The sequence below is a fragment of the Ewingella sp. S1.OA.A_B6 genome (assembly GCF_049889095.1).
In the GTDB taxonomy this organism is placed as follows: Bacteria; Pseudomonadota; Gammaproteobacteria; order Enterobacterales; family Enterobacteriaceae; genus Ewingella.
Genome location: NZ_JBLJFK010000001.1, coordinates 1,110,719 through 1,133,164 on the forward strand (window position 1 = coordinate 1,110,719; position 22,446 = coordinate 1,133,164).

18 protein-coding genes are annotated in these 22,446 nt (G+C 50.2%); 10 read left to right on the forward strand and 8 right to left on the reverse strand.

The window, feature by feature from the left end; genetic code table 11:
• Positions 1-101: 101 nt before the first annotated feature.
• Positions 102-1,061, forward strand: a complete 960-nt coding sequence (gene uspE, locus ACMV8I_RS05315; protein ID WP_498864136.1) for a universal stress protein UspE — start codon at positions 102-104, stop codon at positions 1,059-1,061.
• Between the two features lie 107 nt (positions 1,062-1,168).
• Here uspE and pntB read toward each other — a convergent pair whose 3' ends face one another.
• Positions 1,169-2,560 carry a Re/Si-specific NAD(P)(+) transhydrogenase subunit beta gene (gene pntB / locus ACMV8I_RS05320; RefSeq protein WP_498864137.1) on the reverse strand — a complete coding sequence of 464 codons (1,392 nt, stop codon included), beginning with the start codon at positions 2,558-2,560 and terminating at the stop codon, positions 1,169-1,171.
• 10 nt (positions 2,561-2,570) lie between these two features.
• Positions 2,571-4,097 (reverse strand): Re/Si-specific NAD(P)(+) transhydrogenase subunit alpha, encoded by a 1,527-nt coding sequence (gene pntA, locus ACMV8I_RS05325; protein ID WP_498864730.1) that lies wholly within the window; start codon positions 4,095-4,097, stop codon positions 2,571-2,573.
• 531 nt (positions 4,098-4,628) lie between these two features.
• On the opposite strand from pntA, the gene ydgH reads away from it, so the two are divergent.
• Complete coding sequence (ydgH, locus tag ACMV8I_RS05330) at positions 4,629-5,594, forward strand: DUF1471 family protein YdgH (protein ID WP_498864138.1); 966 nt, start codon at positions 4,629-4,631, stop codon at positions 5,592-5,594.
• Between the two features lie 99 nt (positions 5,595-5,693).
• Here ydgH and ACMV8I_RS05335 read toward each other — a convergent pair whose 3' ends face one another.
• Positions 5,694-6,113 carry a hypothetical protein gene (locus tag ACMV8I_RS05335; protein WP_498864139.1) on the reverse strand — a complete coding sequence of 140 codons (420 nt, stop codon included), beginning with the start codon at positions 6,111-6,113 and terminating at the stop codon, positions 5,694-5,696.
• Positions 6,114-6,505: 392 nt separating this feature from the next.
• On the opposite strand from ACMV8I_RS05335, the gene rstA reads away from it, so the two are divergent.
• The 6 genes from rstA to ACMV8I_RS05365 all read left to right on the forward strand — a co-directional run bounded on the left by rstA (position 6,506) and on the right by ACMV8I_RS05365 (position 12,152).
• Positions 6,506-7,237, forward strand: a complete 732-nt coding sequence (rstA, locus tag ACMV8I_RS05340) for a two-component system response regulator RstA (protein WP_498864140.1) — start codon at positions 6,506-6,508, stop codon at positions 7,235-7,237.
• On the forward strand, positions 7,234-8,541 hold the full coding sequence (rstB, locus tag ACMV8I_RS05345) for a two-component system sensor histidine kinase RstB (protein ID WP_498864141.1): 1,308 nt from the start codon (positions 7,234-7,236) through the stop codon (positions 8,539-8,541). The genes rstA and rstB overlap by 4 nt, the downstream gene beginning before the upstream one ends.
• A gap of 14 nt (positions 8,542-8,555) precedes the next feature.
• Entirely contained in the window at positions 8,556-10,037 is a 1,482-nt protein-coding gene (locus ACMV8I_RS05350; RefSeq protein ID WP_498864142.1) for a carboxypeptidase M32, read from the forward strand.
• A gap of 526 nt (positions 10,038-10,563) precedes the next feature.
• Positions 10,564-10,941 (forward strand): acid resistance repetitive basic protein Asr, encoded by a 378-nt coding sequence (asr, locus tag ACMV8I_RS05355; protein WP_498864143.1) that lies wholly within the window; start codon positions 10,564-10,566, stop codon positions 10,939-10,941.
• A gap of 112 nt (positions 10,942-11,053) precedes the next feature.
• Positions 11,054-11,134, forward strand: a complete 81-nt coding sequence (gene ydgU / locus ACMV8I_RS05360; RefSeq protein WP_498864731.1) for a small membrane protein YdgU — start codon at positions 11,054-11,056, stop codon at positions 11,132-11,134.
• 148 nt (positions 11,135-11,282) lie between these two features.
• Complete coding sequence (locus tag ACMV8I_RS05365; protein WP_498864144.1) at positions 11,283-12,152, forward strand: trypsin-like serine peptidase; 870 nt, start codon at positions 11,283-11,285, stop codon at positions 12,150-12,152.
• A 49-nt stretch (positions 12,153-12,201) separates the two neighbouring features.
• Here ACMV8I_RS05365 and hrpA read toward each other — a convergent pair whose 3' ends face one another.
• Complete coding sequence (gene hrpA, locus ACMV8I_RS05370) at positions 12,202-16,092, reverse strand: ATP-dependent RNA helicase HrpA (RefSeq protein WP_498864145.1); 3,891 nt, start codon at positions 16,090-16,092, stop codon at positions 12,202-12,204.
• Between the two features lie 289 nt (positions 16,093-16,381).
• On the opposite strand from hrpA, the gene ACMV8I_RS05375 reads away from it, so the two are divergent.
• Entirely contained in the window at positions 16,382-16,999 is a 618-nt protein-coding gene (locus ACMV8I_RS05375; RefSeq protein ID WP_498864146.1) for an FMN-dependent NADH-azoreductase, read from the forward strand.
• 153 nt (positions 17,000-17,152) lie between these two features.
• On the opposite strand, the gene ACMV8I_RS05380 is transcribed toward ACMV8I_RS05375, so the two are convergent.
• Genes ACMV8I_RS05380 through ACMV8I_RS05390 form a run of 3 tightly spaced genes read right to left on the reverse strand, consistent with a single transcriptional unit; the run spans position 17,153 to position 20,437 of the window.
• A complete protein-coding gene (locus tag ACMV8I_RS05380) occupies positions 17,153-17,506 on the reverse strand; it encodes a YdbL family probable chaperone protein (protein ID WP_498864147.1) in 354 nt (117 codons plus the stop codon).
• A 13-nt stretch (positions 17,507-17,519) separates the two neighbouring features.
• Positions 17,520-17,729: a YnbE family lipoprotein gene (locus ACMV8I_RS05385; protein WP_498864148.1), complete on the reverse strand. Its 210-nt coding sequence runs from the start codon at positions 17,727-17,729 to the stop codon at positions 17,520-17,522.
• Positions 17,726-20,437: a YdbH family protein gene (locus ACMV8I_RS05390; RefSeq protein ID WP_498864149.1), complete on the reverse strand. Its 2,712-nt coding sequence runs from the start codon at positions 20,435-20,437 to the stop codon at positions 17,726-17,728. The genes ACMV8I_RS05385 and ACMV8I_RS05390 overlap by 4 nt, the downstream gene beginning before the upstream one ends.
• An 81-nt stretch (positions 20,438-20,518) precedes the next feature.
• Between ACMV8I_RS05390 and ACMV8I_RS05395 the strand changes: the two genes are divergently transcribed.
• Positions 20,519-21,511, forward strand: a complete 993-nt coding sequence (locus tag ACMV8I_RS05395; protein ID WP_498864150.1) for a 2-hydroxyacid dehydrogenase — start codon at positions 20,519-20,521, stop codon at positions 21,509-21,511.
• Between the two features lie 205 nt (positions 21,512-21,716).
• Here ACMV8I_RS05395 and ACMV8I_RS05400 read toward each other — a convergent pair whose 3' ends face one another.
• Positions 21,717-22,001: a putative hemolysin gene (locus tag ACMV8I_RS05400; RefSeq protein ID WP_498864151.1), complete on the reverse strand. Its 285-nt coding sequence runs from the start codon at positions 21,999-22,001 to the stop codon at positions 21,717-21,719.
• Positions 22,002-22,446 lie beyond the last annotated feature (445 nt).

Genomic DNA, 22,446 nt, shown 5'->3' on the forward strand with positions numbered 1-22,446 from the left:
GACTGAACTTATCCGCTGTCCGATTGCTTAATCTTGGTTTACTCTGTACTTAATACACTGAGCTATAACGCTGTTCAATCACAGGTGTTAAGGAGTGCCCCATGGCTAAGTATCAGAATATTTTGGTCGCAATTGACCCCAATCAGGACGACCAACCCGCGCTACGTCGTGCAGTTTATCTGGTCCAGAGAAACGGCGGGCGCATAAAAGCCTTCCTGTCAATTTATGACTTCTCCTATGAAATGACCACTATGCTCTCCCCTGACGAGCGATTAGCCATGCGGCAAAGCGTGATCACCGAGCGCGAGGCGTGGATTGCCGAACAGTGCCACTACTATGTTGAGGCTGGCATTCCGATTGAGATCAAAGTGGTATGGAATAACAAACCTTTCGAAGCAATCATCCAGGAAGTTCTTGCCGCTAAGCACGATCTGCTACTGAAAATGGCCCATCAGCATGACCGACTGGAGTCCGTCATTTTCACCCCAACCGACTGGAATTTACTGCGTAAATGCCCATGCCCGGTGTGGATGGTAAAAGACCAGGCATGGCCGGAAAGCGGAAAGGCGTTGGTGGCTGTTAATCTCTCCAGCGAAGAGTCCTACCATGATCCGCTTAACATTAAATTAGTACAAGAAACCATCGAACTGGCCGAGCATATCAATCAGACGGAAGTGCACTTGGTTGGAGCCTATCCGGTCACACCGATCAATATTGCCATCGAATTGCCCGATTTTGATCCGAGCGTCTATAACGATGCCATTCGTGGTCAGCATTTAATTGCCATGAAAGCCCTGCGGCAGAAATTCCAGCTGGACGAAAAATTTACTCACGTGGAAAAAGGATTGCCGGAGGAAGTTATCCCCGACCTCGCCGAGCATCTGCAGGCAGGCGTTGTAGTCATCGGTACTATTGGCCGCACAGGATTGTCTGCGGCGTTTCTCGGTAATACCACGGAACAGGTGATCGACCATCTGAAATGCGATCTGTTAGCGATTAAGCCAGACGATTTTGAGTGCCCTATCACCGCCGAAGATATCGAAGAACAGGACAACGAATAAGAGCAGATATCTGCGTAGATAGCCCCAAAGAAAAAGCCAGTTCATCATGAACTGGCTTTTTTAATGCTTTTTAAAACGTAAATACGGGTAAAGGTCAAAACGCGGTACTACAGCGCGCGGAGGATATTTTCTACGCTATCTTTAGCATCACCGAACAGCATCTGCGTGTTCTCTTTAAAGAACAGCGGATTCTGAACGCCAGCGTAACCTGTATTCATTGAACGTTTAAAGACAATGACGTTCTGCGCTTTCCACACTTCCAGCACCGGCATACCGGCAATTGGGCTGCGCGGATCTTCCTGAGCGGCCGGGTTAACGGTATCGTTCGCGCCAATTACCAGCACCACGTCAGTGTCGGTAAAGTCGTCGTTAATTTCGTCCATTTCTAGCACGATGTCATACGGGACACGCGCTTCAGCCAATAATACGTTCATATGCCCCGGCAAACGACCTGCCACAGGATGAATACCAAAACGGACTTTGATGCCCATCGCGCGCAGCTTAGCCGTAATATCCTGCACCGGATATTGCGCCTGCGCGACTGCCATGCCATAGCCCGGAGTGATGATCACCGAACTCGCACTTTTGAGCATTTCCGCCACATCTTCCGCACTGGCTTCGCGATATTCACCCATTTCGTCTGCATCACCGGTTGAGGAACCATCGGTACCAAAACCGCCGGCAATCACGCTAATAAACGAACGGTTCATCGCTTTACACATGATGAAGGAGAGAATCGCACCGGAAGAACCAACCAGCGCACCGGTAACAATCAGCAGGTCATTGCTGAGCATGAAGCCCGCCGCCGCCGCCGCCCAACCCGAATAAGAGTTAAGCATCGACACTACGACCGGCATGTCTGCCCCACCGATTGATGAAACTAAATGCCAGCCAAAGCCGAGCGCAATCAGAGTCATGATCAACAGTGAGAACACTTGCAGGCCAACGCTGTCGGTACGAATGAAGGTGATCATCAGCAGGAAAGAGATGACCAACGCCACCAGATTCAATTTATGACGATGCGGCAGAGCTAGCGGCTTAGAAGAAATAATGCCACGCAGTTTGCCGAAAGCCACAATAGAACCGGTGAAGGTCACGCCACCGATGAAGATCCCCAGGAACACTTCAGTCAGATGAATATTCTCCATCACAACGTCCATCGGAACTGAGCCGTGATCCAGATAGCTGTTAAAGCCGACCAGAACCGCCGCAAGACCGACGAAACTGTGCAGAATCGCGACTAACTCCGGCATTTCAGTCATTTCGACTTTACGCGCCAAATAGATACCAATCGCACCACCAATCACCATCGCAATGATGATCCAGCCAACGTTGCCTGAGTCAGGCCCGAGAATGGTGGCAATTAATGCAATGGCCATCCCGGTCACGCCAAAAATATTGCCCTGTTTAGATGTTTCGTGTTTTGACAATCCAGCCAGGCTGAATATGAACAGAATAGCGGCAACGATATAGGCTGCTGTAACTAATCCCCCAGACATATGCTACCCCTTAATTCTTACGAAACATCTTCAGCATGCGCTGAGTGACGGTGAATCCGCCGAATATATTGATACTGGCAATCAGTACTGCAATAAATGACAGAACGCTGACCCAGCCGCCGTGTCCAATTTGCAACACCGCGCCAACGACGATAATTCCTGAAATGGCATTGGTGACCGACATCAGCGGCGTATGCAATGCGTGACTTACGTTCCACACCACGTAGTAACCCACTACGCAAGACAGAGCAAATACCGTGAAGTGAGACAGGAACTCTTTCGGCGCCACATTCGCCAGCCAGCCAAACAGGATGATGGCCACGGCCATAATGATATATTTGGTGTAAGGCGAAGAGGGTTTGGCTTCTACTTTTGGCAACGGCTCTGCTTTTTTGGCCTGAGGCTGCGCAGAGACCTGAATAGGTGGCGCAGGCCAGGTCACTTCGCCGGATTTCACCACGGTTACGCCGCGCACCACGGTGTCTTCGAAGTCTACTTCGATATTGCCGTCTTTCTCTTTGCACAACAATTTCAGCAGATTCACCAGGTTGGTGCCATAAAGCTGAGAAGACTGGGTCGGTAAACGGCTTGGCAAATCAGTGTAACCGATAATCTTGACACCATTCGGCGTCACGGTGATCTGGTCAGCCACGGTCAGTTCGCAATTACCACCGGTTTGTGCCGCCAGATCGACGATCACACTGCCCGATTTCATGGCCGCGACCATCTCTTTGGTGATGAGCTTCGGTGCCGGTCGGCCTGGAATTAACGCGGTGGTGACAATGATGTCTACTTCAGCCGCTTGTGCTGCAAACAGGGCCATTTCAGCTTTAATAAAGGCTTCTGACATGACCTTGGCATAACCGTCACCGCTGCCCGCTTCTTCTTCGAAGTCCAGTTCAAGGAACTCCGCGCCCATACTTTGCACTTGCTCCTTAACTTCAGGACGGGTATCAAAAGCACGGACGATAGCGCCCAGGCTCCCCGCAGCACCGATCGCAGCCAGGCCGGCAACGCCCGCACCGATGATCATGACTTTCGCAGGTGGTACTTTACCGGCAGCGGTAATTTGTCCGGTAAAAAAGCGGCCAAACTCGTGGGCGGCTTCAACAATTGCGCGGTAACCCGCAATATTAGCCATTGAGCTTAGGGCATCCAGGGACTGCGCACGGGAGATGCGGGGAACGGAGTCCATCGCCATCGCGGTGATATTGCGCTCAGCGAGTTGCTGAATAAGTTCTGGATTTTGTGCCGGCCAGATAAAACTTACCAGGGTGGTGCCAGCCTGCAATTTTTGAATTTCATCGCCTTCAGGTGCATTCACCTTGAGCACGATATCGGATTGCCAAACTTCATCTCCGCTGACAATTTCAGCGCCTGCTTCCTGATAGGCTGCGTCATCAAAACTGGCCAGTTTCCCGGCACTTTGCTCGATGGCGACCGTAAAGCCGAGTTTGAGCAGCTGTTCCACCGTTTTCGGCGTGGCTGCGACCCGGGCTTCATTGGTCAACCGTTCTCTTGGTACACCAATACGCATAGTATTCCCTTCATCCTTTTCATTGATGAGTAGTGTCATCGACATAACATTGCTTTTTAAGACCTGTGGATTCTTACCGTACGGAAACTGTTTAAACAGTCATTTATAACCTACTGAATTTCTAATCAATAATCTACGTATCACAGTGATAGTCAGCGAATTAATTAGCAATTTGACGCGGCAAGTCATAAAGGTGCTGCAAAAGCTGTAAAACACCGACTCAAAAATCTATTTTCTGCAAGAATTCCCACATCTATCACTTTTACCTTCTCACTTTAATCCACGCACCATCGGCATAAAAGTAACCAAATAGTGAATAATTAACATTTATTTCACTACTTAGTTTGTTCACTAAACTTATATAACTTATGAATAGAAAAAAAAGTGATACAGCTAGCTGTTACCGACATCGCGAATGACATAAATTACTGAGACACTCGGTATTGTTACATGCAATAATCGGCCGCTAACTTGTTACACATCAAGAATTCAGCACGTTTCAACATTACTGCGCAAGGTGAAAGGATTTTTATGAAGCTGACTAAAACGATCATCGCATCGGCCCTGTGTTTAACTCTAACGGCTATTTCCGCGTTGTCAGCAGCACAGGCAGCACAAGAAATAGCTCCAAAAAAAGCAGCAGCCATCAAACCCTTTGATCGCATTGTTGTTTCCGGTCGTTTTAATACGCTGGGCGACGCGGCAGATGCTGTTTCCCGCCGTGCGGATACGCTGGGTGCAGATTATTTTTATATTCAGGATACAAACAGCTCAGGCAATAGTGGTAACTGGCGCGTTGTCGCGGACATCTATAAAAAAGATGCGGCTGAAGTCAGTAAGACAACCCATTACCGTGTGATCAATGGCGTAAAAGAATTACCAAAAGAAGAAGCCTACCTGCTTGAGCCTTATGACACCGTGACCGTCGGCGGTTTCTACCGAAGCCAGCCTGACGTTAATGATGCCATCACTAAAGCGGCGAAAGAGAAAGGGGCTGACGCCTTCTTTATCGTCCGCCAGATTGATGCCAACAGCGGCGGCAACCAGTACATTACAGCGTTTATATACAAGAAAGATGCACCAAAACGTGTCGTTCAGGATCCAGACGCGATTCCGGCAGATTCCGAAGCCGGTAAAGCAGCGCTGGCGGCCGGTGGCGCAGCAGCGAAGAAAGTGGAAATTCCAGGCGTAGCCTCTTCTACTAGCCCAAGCCGTGACGTTGGTCGCTTCTATGAAACTCAATCCTCAACCGGTCAGCGTTACACAGTGACTGCGGTAAATGGTGCGAAGATTCAGGAAGTGAATAACGTGACAGCAGCACAAATGGTACCTTTTGACTCGATCACCTTCACTGGTCACTTCAACAGTGTCACGGATGTATCGCAGGAAGTCGGCAACCGTGCGGCGGCGAAGGGAGCAAAGTTCTACCATGTAACCCGCCAGTGGTCGAACAAGAGTGGTGGTAACCTGACAGTCAGTGCTGACTTGTTCAAGTAAGCTCTCCTGTTGGTAATAACAAAGGCAGCCGTTGGCTGCCTTTGTGCTATGTATTGACTGAATAATCAATCGGGTTATACGCATTTAAAACGGATAATGCTAATGCTGTGCGGGGATCTGTAGGATTTGCACCGTCAGGATCTCATTATTCTGAGATAATTGAAGCAAATGTTTGCATTCAATTTTTATTGCTGTCAGCTGATCTTCTTTCAGGGCATAAGGCAGATTTATTTCTATGGCATAAAAACCCTGCTGTTCAGCCAATTCAACCAGACGCACAATATTGGTCTCATCGCTAACCTGAGTTGAAACCACCTGAAGTGCCAATTCTCGTAAGCTTTCCTGCTTATTTTTTTCCTGCGAGGTACGCGATTTGAGAACCATGCCAAAGAACGGCATCACACCATAAATCGCATCCAGAAAGCTCCACTGCTTTTTGCACGATGCTGACAGATATTCCATATAGTCAAAGGAGGCTTTTTCACTGCGTACATCGGGTATCAGGCGACTTTCGCTCATCCCCTTTTCCTCTCCTGGCCAGTGTTAGCACGGTTAAACGCACGAAGAATAGTTAGATTAGTATAATGTAGCCAAATATTTAACGTTAAGTCTATTCAGCCCTATGATGGCATATATCACTGATACTATGCCAGTCAGTTCAGGCAGTTAGATTAACCCTTTTTTGTCGTGTGAAAGCTTTTCGTTACGATAGTATTTACACGTCATGAAAGCCGGTTCCATCAGATAAAATATACGTCACGATCTGGGTTAATTAATACGCTAAATTGAAAATTTTTAACCGTCGTCAGCGTTTCTGTCTGTAAACTGTCACTTTCTATTACGCATGTCTCATAGCACTCGCGAACGACACGGGCTATGCTGACCAACGGACATCTATTAGCAGCAAGCCAATGAATAAAATCGTTTTTGTAGAAGATGATGCAGAAGTCGGCAACCTGATTGCCGCCTATTTAGGCAAACATGATATTGACGTTCTGGTTGAACCCCGTGGTGACACCGCGCAGGATCGTATTGCACGCGAAAAACCCGATCTGGTATTACTCGATATTATGCTCCCCGGTAAAGACGGCATGACGCTATGCCGCGATCTACGCCCTACTTACAGCGGCCCTATAGTCCTGCTTACCTCGCTGGACAGCGACATGAATCATATTCTGTCACTTGAAATGGGGGCGAACGATTACATCCTGAAAACCACGCCACCTGCCGTATTGCTGGCCCGCTTACGTCTGCATTTACGTCAGCACGCACCGCAGTCAGCGGGTGACGATAAACCAGCTAAACCGTTGCAAAGCGGTAACGCGCTGCATTTCGGCCAACTCTGTATTGATCCGGTAAACCGCGAAGTCACGCTGGTTGATGAAACCATCATTCTTTCGACGTCAGATTTTGATTTGCTGTGGGAACTTGCCACCCATGCCGGGCGAATTATGGATCGCGAAGCCTTACTGCTAAATCTGCGCGGAGTCAGCTATGACGGACTGGATCGCAGCATTGATGTGGCGATATCTCGCCTGCGCCGCAAACTTTACGACAACGCCCTGGAGCCTTTCCGTATAAAAACCGTGCGTAACAAAGGCTATCTTTTTGCACCGAATGCCTGGGAGAAAGGCGAAGAATGAAAAAGCTTTTCATCCAGTTTTTTCTGCTGTTGCTGGTTTGCTTTCTGGTGATGTCGATGCTGGTCGGTCTGGTCTATAAAGTCACCGCCGAACGTACTGGCCGGCAATCAATGAATGACCTGATGAAAAGTTCGCTCTATCTGATGCGTAGCGAATTGCGTGAGATTCCGATTAAAGACTGGAATAAAACCATCAATACGCTCGATCTCAACCTCTCGTTTAAGTTACACATTGAACCCTTGGGCAAACGCGTTCTCCCGCCTGATATGGACAAGCGCCTCAAAGATGGTGAGATTATTGCGCTGGATGATGAATACACCTTTATCCAACGCGTACCGCGTAGCCATTATGTTTTAGTCGTCGGTCCCATCCCTTATTTGTTTTACATGCACGAAATGCGCATTCTGGATTTAGCCCTGATGATGTTGATTGGCCTATCACTTGCGGTGCCGGTGTTCCTCTGGATGAGCCCACATTGGAAAGATTTGCTGAAACTGGAAAACTCAGCACAGCGGCTGGGTAATGGATATCTGGATGAGCGAACCAACTTTGACTCAACCTCGAGCCTCAACCGTCTGGGTATCGCGTTCAACCAGATGGCCGACAACATTAATACGTTGATTGCCAGTAAGAAGCAGTTGATCGATGGTATTGCCCATGAGTTGCGTACTCCGCTTGTCCGGCTCCGCTACCGCCTGGCCATTAGCGAAAATATTCCTGAGGCCGAGCAGTTGGCGATCAATCGAGATATTGGACAGCTAGAAGCGCTGATCGACGAATTGCTGACCTATGCACGGCTTGATCGTCCACAGGTAGCATTAAATCTGGAGAAGGTGAGTCTGGCTGACTGGTTAACCGATAAGGTCGATGATTTCAGCCTGATGAATGCTGAAAAAGATATTGTGTTATCTGTGCCGCAAAATGTGGATTTCGGCGGCGTGGACCTGCGCCTGATGGAGCGCGTGTTAGACAATCTGGTCAATAACGCCCTGCGCTACGCCAATAAGCAATTACGCATCAGCCTGTGGCTTGAGGGTGAGGAAGCAAGTTTACAGGTTGAGGATGATGGCCCTGGTATTCCTGTTGAAGAACGCCTGCGTATATTCGAACCCTTTGTTCGCCTTGACCCCAGCCGCGATCGCGCCACCGGGGGTTGTGGTCTCGGTCTGGCGATTGTCCACTCTATCGCGGTTGCCTATCAGGGCCGTGTCAGCGTCGATGCCAGCCCTTCCCTCGGCGGCGCCTGCATCCGTTTCGCCTGGCCTGTTAAAACCGTTTTTAATCTGAATGTAGAACCACGCTAAGAAGGGAGTAAATAATGACAACAGCCTATTCACAACTGCGCGCCACCTTCGCACGACTTTCCCGTTTCAGCCACCTGTCCGCTATCGCTGGCTGGGACATGGCGACCATGATGCCGTCAGCAGGCAGTCAGTCTCGTTCTGAGGCACTGGCTGAAATCAGCGTGCTGTCTCATCAGGTCCTCACGGCTAAACAGGTCGGTGAGTGGCTCGAACAGGCAGGAAACGAAGCACTGAATGATGTGGAGTTAGCTAATCTGCGCGAAATGCGCCGTCAGTATCAGCAATCAGCTTTATTGCCGGAAAGTCTGGTGCAGGAAAAGTCACTGGCCGGCGCCCGCTGCGAGCACGCATGGCGTGTGCAGCGTAAAGCTAACGACTGGGAGGGTTTTTCAGACAACTTGCGTGAAGTGGTGCGTCTGAGCCGTCAGGAAGCCACGTTGCGAGCCGAGGCCACCGGGATCAGCCGTTATGACGCCCTGCTTGACATGTACGAACCGGGGATGACCTCGAAGAAGCTGGATATGTTATTTGGTGATCTGAAAACTTGGTTGCCGGAACTCCTGCAAAAAGTGGTGGAAAAGCAGAAAACAGAATCCTGCATCGTTCCGGCCGGTCCTTTCGATATTGAGAAACAGCGTCAGCTGGGTCTGGCGGTAATGGAGCGTTTGGGCTTTAATTTTGACGCGGGTCGTCTGGACATCAGCGCTCATCCGTTCTGCGGCGGTGTACCTCAGGATGTGCGCATCACCACCCGTTACAATGAAGATGAATTTCTCAGTTCCATGATGGGTGTCATTCACGAAACTGGCCACGCTCGTTATGAGCAGAACCTCCCTAAAGAGTGGCTCGGACAGCCGGTCTCCAATGCCCGCTCAATGGGCGTGCATGAATCACAAAGTCTGCTGTTTGAGATGCAACTCGGTTGCAGCGAACCCTTCCTGAAATCCATTTACCCGTTGGTTAGTGCCCAGTTTGGTGAGCGTAAAGGACTGGATGAAAGCAATTTCATTAGGCTCAATCAACGTGTACAACCGGGCTTAATCCGTGTTGACGCCGATGAAGTCAGCTATCCGGCACACGTTATTTTACGTTATGAAATTGAAAAAGCGCTCATTGAAGGTGAAATTGAAGTCGAAGACATTCCTGCATTGTGGAGTCACAAGATGAAGGAGTACCTCGGCACTGATACTGTCGGTAATTACCGTAACGGTTGTATGCAGGATATTCACTGGACTGATGGCGGCTTCGGCTATTTCCCAACTTATACGCTCGGCGCAATGTATGCTGCCCAGCTTTTCCAGTGTGCCAACAATGCTATCCCCACATTGCAGGATGACATCGCCCGCGGTGACCTCACGGCCCTGTTCCAGTGGTTGCAGCAGAATATCTGGCAGCACGGCAGCCGTTTCAGCACCGATCAATTGATTAAGAACGCGACGGGGGAAACGCTGAACCCGGCCTATTTCCGCAAGCATCTGGAAAATCGTTATCTTTGATGCTTTTTATTGCAAAGTAGTTTTCTAAATCAAAACTGTGGGCATCGGCCCACACAGACCAAGACCTTAGGTTGCCACCCAAACTGGCCTGAAGAGGCGCCGCTCGCCGCGCCCCTTCAGAATCCCCGCCTCTTCCACTGCGCGCTTCGTTGAAAATACACAAATAAAGCTAAAAACCAGTTTATTTATAATTAACGGTAGTAAGGCATCAAGGTTGCAATCACCTTCGGGTGAAGAATTCTTTTTATAAATTTTGCAGATCTTCCTATTTCACAACAATTTACGGGCTAAAAGAGTGTTGAAGTACATAGCATTTATTGAATGTTGTAACTAAAATAATGTTTTTTATGTGAATCATATCCCCGCCTTAAATCAATATATTGATTTATATAGAGTAAACCCCCTGTACATCGCGTTACACGCCGAAACCATTCACTCACTTACAAAGAGTTCGGCGCAGCCTAGTATTCTTCTACCGACCCCGCAGTGGGGTGGACACTTAACCAAACATTCTGAGGAATTTAACATGAAAAAAGTATTAGCTCTGGTTGTTGCCGCTGCAATGGGTCTGTCTTCTGTTGCTTTCGCTGCTGAAACTACCGCTGCTCCAGCAGCTGCTGCTTCAACCACCACCACTACTGCTGCTCCTGCTGCAAAAGCACCGACTAAGCACGTAGTTAAAAAAGCGCACAAGAAACCAGCCCAGAAAGCTCAGGCTGCTAAGAAACACGTGAAACATGCTAAGAAAGCAGCTCCGGTAGCTCAGAAAGCGCAAGCAGCTAAAAAACACGTGAAACATGCTAAAAAAGCGGCGCCAGTAGCTCAGAAAGCGCAAGCAGCTAAAAAACACGTGAAACACGCTAAAAAAGCGGCTCCAGCTGCAAAAGCAACACCAGCAGCATAAGTAAAACGTCTTATTAGAGGGTATGCCCTCATCGCTATAAAGACTGATTATCTAACACCCGGTTCGCCGGGTGTTTTTTTCTCCAGTTTTAATCTTGAGGTATTGATGGAAGATGCTGCGCCGATACCTGTTTGAAATCACCCTAAGTACTCTGATCCTTTGCGGCCTTATCACACTGTTTTTCTATTTGTAATATCACCCGCTCGGCCCGACGTGTTTTCGTGTTTAATATTTTAAAGTTGACGAAATAACCAGATACCTACGCTGAATGTTGCAAGCGTCTATAATCACTCCATAATCAATGATTCAAGGGATTTCCCTGTCTTCAAGGTCAGAATTTTATGCGCATCGCGTTACCCTTTGTTTTGTGCTTTTTCTGTTTTTCCCTTCCCTCTGCTCACGCTGATGTTCCTGAGCCAGATTCAGATTCTGACGCGCCAGCGATCAGTGTGAAAGAGAAAACAGCTCTGTTTTTTGGCCATGACCAGCGCTCACTGGTTGCTGATGCACGCCAGTGGCCATGGCAGGCTATCGGTCAGATAGAAACACAAAGTGGTAATTTATGCACCGCGACGCTTATCTCCAAACATCTGGTGCTGACGGCAGGTCACTGTGTACTGGCTCCTCCGGGCAAAATAGATAAAGTCGTGGCCCTGCGTTTTATTTCTCATCATCAGAAATGGCGCTATCAGATAACCGCTCTTGAAACTCTGGTTGACCCTAAACTCGGCAAGAAACTTAAAGCCGACGGTGACGGCTGGATTGTACCGCCCAAAGCGGCTCCATTTGATTTTGCCTTGGTGCGTTTGACCGATACCCACATTGCACTCCCTATCACCCCGCTTCCCCTGTGGGAAGGCAGCCGCGACAAGCTGACTGCAGCATTAAAACAAAACGGCAGAAAAGTCACTCAGGCGGGATATCCAGAAGATCATCTGGACGATTTGTACAGTCATGAAGATTGTTTAGTGACCGGTTGGGCACAGCCTGGCGTATTGTCACACCGTTGCGATACGCTGCCTGGCGATAGCGGTTCACCGTTGTTACTAAAAAGTGGTGATAAGTGGTCCCTGATCGGCATACAGAGTTCAGCCCCGGCAGCTCAGGACCGCTATTTGGCTGACAACCGCGCTCTGGCCGTTCCTGCTATCAGGGAAGCGTTGAATAAGCTCTCTTCTGGCGTGATCAGCGCTGCGCCGGTCACACCTTAGTCAGCAAGAAAAACCACAGAGAAATCGCTTCTCTGTGGGCATCTCTCTTTTACGCCAACTGATCCATGGTCTGCAAAATACGCTTGTCTGAAATAGGATATGGCGTTCCCAACTGCTGGGCAAAGTAACTGACACGCAGCTCTTCAATCATCCAGCGTACTTCTTTCACCTCTTCGCTTTGCAGTCGCACTGGCGGCAGTTTATTTAGCCACTGTTGCCACAGTTTCTGAACGTGTTCGACTTTAAGCATCTGCGCACGGTCGCGGTGTGGATCAACCGGCAGTTTGTCCATCCGTTTTTCGATAGCATTCAAGTAGCGCAGCGTGTCCGGCAGGCGTTTCCAGCCATTTTGCGTCACAAAACCGCGATAAATCAGCCCGAAGACCTGGCTCTTAATGTCAGAGAGTGCCAGTGCCATAGTCATATCAATTCGGCCTTTCAGGCGCTTATTGATGCTGAATACCGCCGTCAGAATTTGCTCAACTTGCACCGAAATGTGCACCACTGCTTCATTAAGATGGGCGCGGACATGTTCATGCAGACGACCAAACTCCTCCTCTTTCCATACCAGACCACCACTTTCAGCTATTAATTTATCAATTCCGCAAGCGATGCAATCGTCTATCAGATCCAGCACTTTGCCATAAGGATTGAAATAGAGTCCGAGTTTGGCTTTATTCGGCAATTTCTCATGCAGATACTTGATAGGTGAAGGAATATTGAGCAACAGAAGACGGCGGACACCTGCCCACATGGCCTGCTGCTGCTCCAGTTCGCTGTCGAATAAACGTATGGCGATGCTGTCTTTGGTATCAACTAGCGCCGGATAGGCCTTCACTTCATAGCCGCCGCGCTTTTGTTCATAGCGCTCTGGCAACGTGCCGAAACTCCAGACATGCAAATCACTCTGCTCGATCCCGTCGTCAGCTACCGCGGACAGCGTCTGCTGCACCTGCTCTTTCAGGCCCGCTTTCAGCGCCGTGAGGTCTTTGCCTTCGCGCAGCGTTTTGTTTTTATCGTCCAGAATACGGAACGTCATCTTCAGATGTTCAGGCACCTGTTCAAGCTGCCACTGCTCGCGTGACACTGTCACTCCAGTCATTTTTCGCAGCTCGCGCTCAATGGTCTCAAGCAGCGGTAACTCAAAGGGTTTAAGGCGCCCGAGCAGCGCGTCAGCATAGTTTGGCGCAGGGACAAAGTTGCGACGTACGGGCTTGGGCAGCGACTTAATCAGTGCCATGATCAGGTCACGGCGGATACCCGGAATTTGCCAGTCAAAGCCCTGTTGTTCCACTTGATTGAGCAATGGCAGTGGAATATGCACCGTCACACCGTCGGCATCAGTGCCAGGCTCAAACTGATAGGTCACGCGCAATTTAATGTTGCCCTGATGCCAAAAGTTGGGGTAATCGAGCGCGCTGATATTACCCGCCCCCTCTTTAATCAGCATACTTTTTTCAAAGTTCAGGCTGTCGGCGGGTTGGGTTTTCCACCAACTATCAAAATGTCGCCCTGATACCACTTCCTGACCAATACGCTGTTCGTAAAACAGGAACAGCGTCTCTTCGTCGACCAGGATATCGCGGCGGCGCGACTTATGTTCCAGCTCCTCCACTTCACTACGCAGTTTGAGGTTAGCACGGAAGAAAGCGTGGCGCGTCTGCCAGTCGCCTTCCACCAGCGCGTGACGGATAAATAGATCGCGTGACACAACGGGATCGATAGTGCCGTAATTCACTTTGCGCGCCGCCACAATCGGCAGGCCAAACAGGGTAACTTTCTCGGTCGCCATCACGGCACCCTGGGCCTTCTCCCAGTGCGGTTCGCTGTAACTGCTTTTCACCAGATGTTGAGCCAGTGGCTCAATCCATTCCGGTTCGATACGTGCGCCAATGCGTCCCCACAGGCGGCTGGTTTCCACCAGCTCAGCCACCATGATCCATTTCGGCGGCTTCTTGAATAGGCCAGAGCCAGGGAAAATGGCAAAGCGGGCATTTCGCGCGCCGGTGTACTCGTGTTTATCCACATCTTTCTGGCCGATATGTGACAACAGCCCGGTAAGCAAAGCGCAGTGAATACTGCGATAATCCGCTGGCTCACTGTTGACAGGCAAACCCAGTTCTTTCACCACCTGACGCAGTTGGGTATAGATGTCTTGCCATTCGCGCACACGCAGATAATTGAGATAATCGCTGCGGCACATTTTACGAAACTGGGCAGATGACAGTTCTTTTTGCTGCTCTTTCAGGTAATCCCATAAATTGACGAAGGCCTGAAAGTCAGAGTCTTTATCGGCAAAGCGCCGATGTTTTTCATCTGAAGCCTGTTTTTTGTCGGCCGGCCGCTCACGCGGATCCTGAATCGACAGTGCCGCAGTGATAATCATCACTTCGCGTACGCAGCCATCTTTGCGCGCTTCCAACACCATTCGCGCCAGACGCGGGTCCACCGGCAGCTGTGCCAGTTGGCGACCGGACGGCGTCAGCGTATAGCGCCCATCCTGCGCATTGTTAATCGCGCCCAACTCCTCCAGCAGCCGAACGCCATCCTGTATGTTGCGATTATCCGGCGCTTCAACAAACGGGAACGCGGCAATATCGCCCAATCCCAGCGAGGTCATCTGCAAAATAACCGACGCTAAGTTGGTACGCAGGATCTCAGGATCGGTAAATTCAGGGCGTGAGAGGAAATCCATCTCGGAATAGAGACGAATACATATCCCCTCAGAAACGCGCCCGCAACGCCCTTTACGTTGGTTGGCTGAAGCTTGCGACACCGGCTCGATCGGCAGTCGCTGCACTTTGGTACGGAAACTGTAGCGGCTGATCCGCGCCGTGCCCGGATCGATCACATACTTGATGCCCGGTACAGTGAGCGAGGTTTCCGCCACGTTAGTCGCGAGCACAATACGGCGGCCTGCGTGTGACTGGAACACGCGGTTCTGTTCACTGTTCGACAGACGTGCGTAGAGCGGCAGAACCTCAGTGTGTGGCAGGTTCAGTTTGGTTAGCGCATCGGCGGTATCGCGAATTTCGCGTTCACCGCTCATGAAAATCAGGATATCTCCCGGACTTTCACGGCCCAACTCATCCACGGCATCAAAAATAGCCTGCAGTTGATCGCGATCGGTATCCTCGGCATCATCCGCCACCGGGCGATAACGCACCTCCACCGGATAGGTTCTTCCTGAGACTTCAATAATCGGTGCATTATTAAAATGTTTAGAGAAACGCTGAGGATCGATGGTCGCCGAGGTAATAATGACTTTCAGATCAGGACGCTTGGGCAGTAACTGACGCAGGTAACCGAGGATAAAATCGATATTCAAACTGCGTTCATGCGCTTCATCGATGATCAGTGTGTCGTACTGCATCAGCATGCGATCCTGTTGGATCTCCGCCAGCAATATACCGTCCGTCATTAGCTTGACCAGCGTATTCTCGCCGACCTGATCGTTGAATCGCACTTTATAACCGACCGTACCGCCAAGCGAGGTTTCCAGCTCATCGGCAATACGGTTGGCGACGGTGCGCGCCGCCAACCGACGTGGCTGGGTATGGCCAATGATGCCGGTAATGCCACGCCCCAACTCCATACAAATTTTTGGGATTTGCGTGGTTTTACCCGAACCCGTTTCACCGGCGACGATCACCACCTGATGGTCACGGATGGCATTGAAGATATCCTGCTTCTTCTGACTGACCGGCAGATTTTCCGGATAGCTGATTCTTGGCCGTGAGGCTTCGCGCGCCCTGACCTTATGTAAACTCTGGGCAATCAAAGGTTCGAGTTCGGCGGTTAGCTTTTCCAGCGCTTGCGGATCATGGCCAGGTTTATTCAATAGCGTTTTGGCACCCTGCAAACGTCGTTGCAGGCGTTGCCGGTCACGTAGCATCAGTCCGTCTAATTGCGCTGACAGTGCCGCGAGCGGAGATTTCACGTTCGGTATTCCTTGTTGCAAGCCAGCCGACCAAATAAATAAGTGCTTCCGTCGGCTGAATTTGAATGGGGTTCAGGCGGGTTAATGCATACCTGTTTGCCGATATGTTAACACAAGCTATTAAGGATGCTGAAAAGTGGTCGCTCTTTGTAAGCTGTTCCTATTCATTCAAATAATTCGAACGTAGCCCTCGAATTATTGCGCTATCACTGAATGACATTTGTGAATAGAGTAACTGCTATTCACAGGGCATCCGCTCTTGTTACATGCACAGTTAAGGATTTTTTACATGAGCAAAGTACTGGTTCTGAAATCAAGCATTCTGGCGAACTTCTCTCAGTCAAACCAACTGACTGACTATTTCGTCGCGCAATATCAGTCCGCTAACAGTGGATCACAAGTTACCGTGCGTGACCTGGCTGCTGAGCCAGTCCCGGTTCTGGATGGTGAACTGGTTGGTGCAATGCGCCCTTCTGATGCGGTACTGACGCCACGCCAGGAAGAAGCACTGGCCCTGTCAAATACGCTGATTGAAGAATTACAGGCGCATGACGTGATTGTTATCGCCGCACCAATGTATAACTTCAATATTTCGACTCAGTTGAAAAACTATTTTGACCTGATAGCCCGTGCCGGTGTGACGTTCAAATACACCGAAAAAGGCCCTGAAGGTCTGGTGAAAGGTAAGCAGGTTATCGTTCTGACCAGCCGTGGTGGTATCCATAAAGATACCCCTACCGATCTGGTGACACCTTACTTGTCTCTGTTCCTGGGCTTCCTGGGAATGACCGACGTAGAATTCATCTTTGCCGAAGGTATCGCCTACGGGCCAGAAGTGGCCACCAAAGCTCAGGCCGCAGCTAAAGAAGCCATTGATGCCGCCATCAAACAAGTGGCCGCAGCTTAATTACTCTACGTATTATCACATTCAGTAAGGATGGATTACCCTCAAAAACTGTTGTCTAACATCCTTCCTGAAGTTGTTGTGATAAACCTATTGCGCGCTGGAAAGCGCGCTTTTTTTGCCTGTTTTATTTAACAACCCTAAAAAAGAGGGGCGTTATTTTTGCAACCACTGTCCGTTGATGCCTTTTACCCATTCGCCCTTACCGGCTCTGGACACCAGTTTCTGCCCTGCCAATTTTGCCACATCATTAGTGGTAACCTGATTATCTTGCGCCACCTGCTGATACTGTTGCTTACGTCCTTCATTTATTCGAGTAACCAGCGCCAACGTTTCTGCATCCTGCTTGACCGGTGCCAGATAACCTGACAGCGTTTCGCCAGCACGCCCCTGCTGCTTGGCTTCATCCAGCGTTAAGGCGAAAGCGGTGGTACTCAATAACAGCACTGAGGCCAGAAGAACCTGTGCTGACCTTCTAACCCTTAAAATGTTAACGTTTAATGAACGCATACCGCCTCCCGAATCAGAACAGATTGCTTTGGTTTTTCAGCAAGTCTTCCACGTCTTTATCGACTTTGATGTGGATCTCATGTTCGATTTTGACGTTCATGTTGATGGTGATTGGCTCTTTCGGTGCCGATAACTCAATACGTGGCACACAGCCGTTCAGCAGCAAAACAGAGAGCGTCAGAAGGATACAAACCGACGTGCGGTAAGCAGATAGCGGCTTCATTGTGTCGTCCTCAAATCAGTGTCCTTTTTAGCACGGGTAGAAATAGCATCAGATTGATGAGGCAGCGAGTTCGCCGGCAAGGAGATCTGCTGTTGCAGCCACTCTTGCAGGTTGTCACCAAAACGCAGACTGTGCCAAAGCTGATAAACATTTTCCTGATGGCTATAATTGAGGATCACTTCGCGATCCTGTTTCTCTGACGTATTCGCGCCCACAACATGGGAAGTCATGGTCAGTTCGCCAAGATTATCCAAATTGACCTTCGCCTGCATCTGGCGGATCTCCATATAGCGTATCCATTCAATTACCAGCCGGTTGGCAATATTGCCGCTGGCCATGGCATCAGCAAATTGCGGATCCAGGCGCAGCGTCAGCCAACCGTCGTTTTTAATCCAGCCGTTACGGATGATCCATTTCGGATCATTCACATAGAGCGGCAGTTCGCCGTCCACATTGCCAGACATCGCCAGCTGTTTGGGTTTGAGTACAGTGAAAAGTTCACTTAAATTGATTTTTTCCAGTTTGAGCACCGCCGCGTCATGCTGCGGCATACGCAGTGCCGACATGCTGACGTGACCACGCAGAATATCGACACCCAGATTGCTGAGCGTTAGCGGCGATGCTTCACTCCATGGGTAACTGCCCTGCAAGTCAGCCGTAACATTTTCCAGTTTAGCGAGGTTATTTACTTCACGGACACGCAGCATCACAGGCTCTTTGACACCCAGCGTCCAGATCTGATTTTTCAGCCGATAAGAGAGACTGAAATCCATGCCGCTAAGGTCGCCGTCCGCTAACCACATTCCACCGTTTTTAACCACCCAGTGACCACCGGCAATAAAGCCCTGCCCGCGCGCCATTGAAAACGCCGTTTGCGCATAGAAAGACCCTTCACGCAGTTTTATGCCTAAATCGGGCGCCAATAACGGCTGGAATGCGGTCAGTTGTTGCTTAGGCCACCAGCCCTCTCCACGCAGACGTTCGCCGTCCCAGCGGCCCTGCAAACGAATCGGCCCGATGGGGTTAGCGTCCAGCATGCCCCGCAGATTGAAATTCCGCGGGTCAGTGCCGCTGAGCTGTAGCTGCAGTTCGGCCGGTGGCAGATAACCGTCATTCTCCAGCGCTATTTTTTTCGCTACCAGTTTTATTGCGCCACCAAACTGCAACGGCAGTGTGGGAAGCTGATCCTGATAACGTTTTGATACTGGGCGCCGCCAGATCAGCGGTTTTTCAAGCGTAAGACGAGGTGCATCAACGTCTATCAGGCCATAATGCAGACGATTGAACCCGGTCGACAGTGATGCGAGTGTGATTAGATTATCGTGCCAGCTGCCTTTACCCGACATATCCCAGCGTCCGGCCAGCGGCGGCAGTTTGCCGTTGCCCCAATAGTTAAAATCCCACATCCCCTGATCAGGCCAGAAGTTGTGTGATTTACCATTCAGGTGCAGATCAAACGCGCCCCAGTAGCTGTCACGCGCTTTAACAATTGCCTGCAGCGGACCGCTTACCCCGTCAGCAGAAACCTTCACGCCCGCCAGTGGCCAGCGTGCATCCTGCAAGGTCAGCTCTGGAGACGGTTTCCCCCATGCCCGCAGCAACGCACCGCTTCGTAGGGCAAGTTCAGGATTGAGCACCGAGCCCCTGAGGGTTCCCGGCAACGAGGCACTCAGTGAAGTCGTCAATAAATTAGCCTGCCCCGTCAGTTGGAAAGCCAGATCGCTGTCGAGCAGGCCGATTTTACCCGGTCCGAGCGTCAACACTACATTGGCCTTCCCATTATGCCCTTTGGTCAGCACATTCAGACGGGCAGCAATCTGGGTCTGATCAAAAGTATCGCTCCAGTCGCTGAGGGTCAGATTAATGCCACCGGCAAGAGGCTGAGCGGCATAGGGCCAGCGCCATTGCCCGTGGGTAATGCGTAGCTGCTTGCCCTGCAGTTGCCATGGCAAGGTCACAAGCGGCTCAGACGCGTCTTTTTCTGCCAGCGTAATAACGCCCTGCATTTTTTGCCATTGCAGCGTGATATCCAACGGCCGTGGTAACGGGTCGGTTTGCATTTCGGCATGCAGTTCGCCAGTTTGCGGAAGCTGATCAACGGTCGCGGGTAAAGTTACTTTTCCGCTGAGTGACAGCGGCACCTCACTACCCGGCGGCGTCAGGCTCAGTGAATTGATGGTAAGCTGTTGTTGATTATCGAGCACGGCGTCAAGTTTCAGCATCTTTCCCTGCAGCGAGAGATGCTGAGAAGTACCGTCATTTTCCAGATGTAACTCACCGGCATAGCGTTGCCATGGCGTTATGGACAGTTGTTTAACCGTCACTGAGCCGAAAGGCAGCGTGTTCTGGATATCCGCAAACGTAAGTGGTTTACCGGCGCTGGCAGGAATATTGCGCAAACAGAGGGTATCGACTGTGAGGGCGTCCATCGCTAAAGCCCAATTGCCGCTGACCTGGTTCAGACGAACATTTTTTGCCAGAACCAGTTCACAATCTCCCGCCTTATAACTCAGACCGGGAAGCGATAACACGCCGTCGGACCAGTGCGGAGAAGCAGAAAGGCTCAGGCTGGTGCCTGCAGGGATCCAGTACTGTGCCAGTGCGGGTAGCCAACGCGGAATGGTTTTCCATAATATCAGCATCAGTAATAGCAAGATCAGCACGGTGGACAGACACACCAATACGAATTTTTTCAATCCTTTCCTCATGAAATGCCTTGTATTTCACTATACCTCTATAAGATACCATAATTAGAGTGTCTACTTTAAAGTCTGTCATGGAGAAAATGAATGAAAATAGCTGTCTACAGTACTAAAAATTACGACCGTAAATACCTTGAACTGGTGAACCAGCACTACGGCTACGAGTTGGAGTTTTTTGATTTTCTGCTGTCGCCGCACACGGCTAAAAACGCCATTGGGGCGGATGCCGTCTGTATTTTCGTTAACGACGACTGCTGCAGTGAAGTGTTGCATGAATTTAAAGCCTTAGGTGTTAAAACTTTGGCGCTGCGCTGTGCGGGATTTAACAATGTCGACCTGAAAGCAGCCAAAGAGTTGGGGATTTCAGTGGTTCGCGTACCGGCTTATTCTCCAGAAGCCGTAGCTGAGCACACCGTAGGCATGATGTTGTGCCTTAACCGCCATATTCACCGCGCTTATCAGCGCACCCGGGAAGCTAACTTCTCACTTGAAGGATTGATCGGTTTCAACATGCATCAGCGTACCGTAGGCATTATTGGAACCGGTAAGATTGGCGTTGCCACCATGCGTATCCTGAAAGGTTTCGGCATGCGCATTTTGGCTTATGATCCGTTCCCGAGTCCTCTGGCATTGGAGCTCGGCGCAGAATATGTCGATCTTGATACGCTATACGCCGAATCTGACGTCATCTCGCTGCACTGCCCGCTAACGCCTGAAAACCATCACCTGCTCAACGCAACCTCTTTCGACAAAATGAAGGACGGGGTCATGATTGTGAATACCAGTCGAGGTGCGCTGCTCGACGCCACCGCAGCCATCGAGGCGCTGAAGAAACAAAAAATCGGCGCATTGGGTATGGACGTATATGAAAACGAGCGCGACCTGTTCTTCGAGGACAACTCTAACGAGGTGATACTCGATGACGTATTCCGTCGCCTATCGTCGTGTCACAATGTGTTGTTCACCGGACATCAGGCATTTCTGACCAGCGATGCATTGATCAGTATTTCAGAAACGACACTTCAGAATGTTTCACAATTGGAGAAGGGCGAGATTTGCGGGAATATTATAACTGTTTGAGTACGGTTTTCGGTGACTCCTTCCCCTCTTGCGAGGGGAAGGCCGGGATGGGGTGTGGGTTTTAACTACAGAATCGCCAGCCAAACCCTCTCCCGACCTTCCTCTTTGCAAGTGAAGGAACAAGCAAGAGATCGTTTTAATCTGTAAAAACAGTGAGGTGGAATGGCAATAGACCACCCTTGAGGGCAGTTTGGGTGACAACCCATTAACCAGCACTACAGCGCCCTTGCATCAGTGCTGCTTCAGAGCACTGTCGACCATTAGACATCGAACACATGCCAACACGGCTGCCGTCAAGCTGTGGCGCAAGACGTAATTGCCCACCCGCCATTGAACAGGCTGCATATGCCGGAGTGTCCATATTCACGCTATGGTTGCTGATGTTCACGCTGTTACCTTTCTGGGGAACGTCGGCTGAGTCATCATGACTGCTGCAAGCTGCCAATACCAAAACGGCTCCGGCCAGTAAAACGCGTAACGCAGTGATCATCAGTGCGGCTCCTGAAGAGAAATGACAAGGGAAATTAGCAGCGCCCATCTTATCTGAGCAATTCGTCAGCCGTCTAGCATTGTTGCAAATTAATATCAACTTTTTCCTAAAAATAAGCGATTTTATAAAGTTTATTGGGCGTGGCGGCTCTACCCCGCTTTTTTAAATTCAAATTCAACGTCAATCTCAAGGTCGTGGGCACCGGCCCACACCGGGATAAGGGGATTGAAACGAATCCCCTTACCAATCCCGCGTTCTATTACGGTTTTGCGCCTCTCATTCGACGTCGTTTTGAACGTGGCCTTGGCTTTTAAAACAGCACAGGGTTTGCTCCTTCCCCTCTCACGAGGGGAAGGTTGGGATGGGGTGTGGGTTTTGAATTTAGAAAAGCTCGGACTCCAAAAGCCCGAGCGACTGCGGGCCTTTGGTCGGTGTGGGCCGACGC

Bases quoted from the DNA above. Each gene is read 5' to 3' on its own strand.
- ACMV8I_RS05390 (WP_498864149.1), bottom strand. From the start codon at position 20,437: ATGAGGAAAGGATTGAAAAAATTCGTATTGGTGTGTCTGTCCACCGTG.
- rstA (WP_498864140.1), top strand. From the start codon at position 6,506: ATGAATAAAATCGTTTTTGTAGAAGATGATGCAGAAGTCGGCAACCTG.
- asr (WP_498864143.1), top strand. From the start codon at position 10,564: ATGAAAAAAGTATTAGCTCTGGTTGTTGCCGCTGCAATGGGTCTGTCT.
- ACMV8I_RS05350 (WP_498864142.1), top strand. From the start codon at position 8,556: ATGACAACAGCCTATTCACAACTGCGCGCCACCTTCGCACGACTTTCC.
- ACMV8I_RS05335 (WP_498864139.1), bottom strand. From the start codon at position 6,113: ATGAGCGAAAGTCGCCTGATACCCGATGTACGCAGTGAAAAAGCCTCC.
- pntB (WP_498864137.1), bottom strand. From the start codon at position 2,560: ATGTCTGGGGGATTAGTTACAGCAGCCTATATCGTTGCCGCTATTCTG.
- ACMV8I_RS05375 (WP_498864146.1), top strand. From the start codon at position 16,382: ATGAGCAAAGTACTGGTTCTGAAATCAAGCATTCTGGCGAACTTCTCT.
- ACMV8I_RS05400 (WP_498864151.1), bottom strand. From the start codon at position 22,001: ATGATCACTGCGTTACGCGTTTTACTGGCCGGAGCCGTTTTGGTATTG.
- rstB (WP_498864141.1), top strand. From the start codon at position 7,234: ATGAAAAAGCTTTTCATCCAGTTTTTTCTGCTGTTGCTGGTTTGCTTT.
- pntA (WP_498864730.1), bottom strand. From the start codon at position 4,097: ATGCGTATTGGTGTACCAAGAGAACGGTTGACCAATGAAGCCCGGGTC.
- ydgH (WP_498864138.1), top strand. From the start codon at position 4,629: ATGAAGCTGACTAAAACGATCATCGCATCGGCCCTGTGTTTAACTCTA.
- ACMV8I_RS05365 (WP_498864144.1), top strand. From the start codon at position 11,283: ATGCGCATCGCGTTACCCTTTGTTTTGTGCTTTTTCTGTTTTTCCCTT.
- uspE (WP_498864136.1), top strand. From the start codon at position 102: ATGGCTAAGTATCAGAATATTTTGGTCGCAATTGACCCCAATCAGGAC.
- ACMV8I_RS05385 (WP_498864148.1), bottom strand. From the start codon at position 17,729: ATGAAGCCGCTATCTGCTTACCGCACGTCGGTTTGTATCCTTCTGACG.
- ydgU (WP_498864731.1), top strand. From the start codon at position 11,054: ATGCTGCGCCGATACCTGTTTGAAATCACCCTAAGTACTCTGATCCTT.
- ACMV8I_RS05380 (WP_498864147.1), bottom strand. From the start codon at position 17,506: ATGCGTTCATTAAACGTTAACATTTTAAGGGTTAGAAGGTCAGCACAG.
- ACMV8I_RS05395 (WP_498864150.1), top strand. From the start codon at position 20,519: ATGAAAATAGCTGTCTACAGTACTAAAAATTACGACCGTAAATACCTT.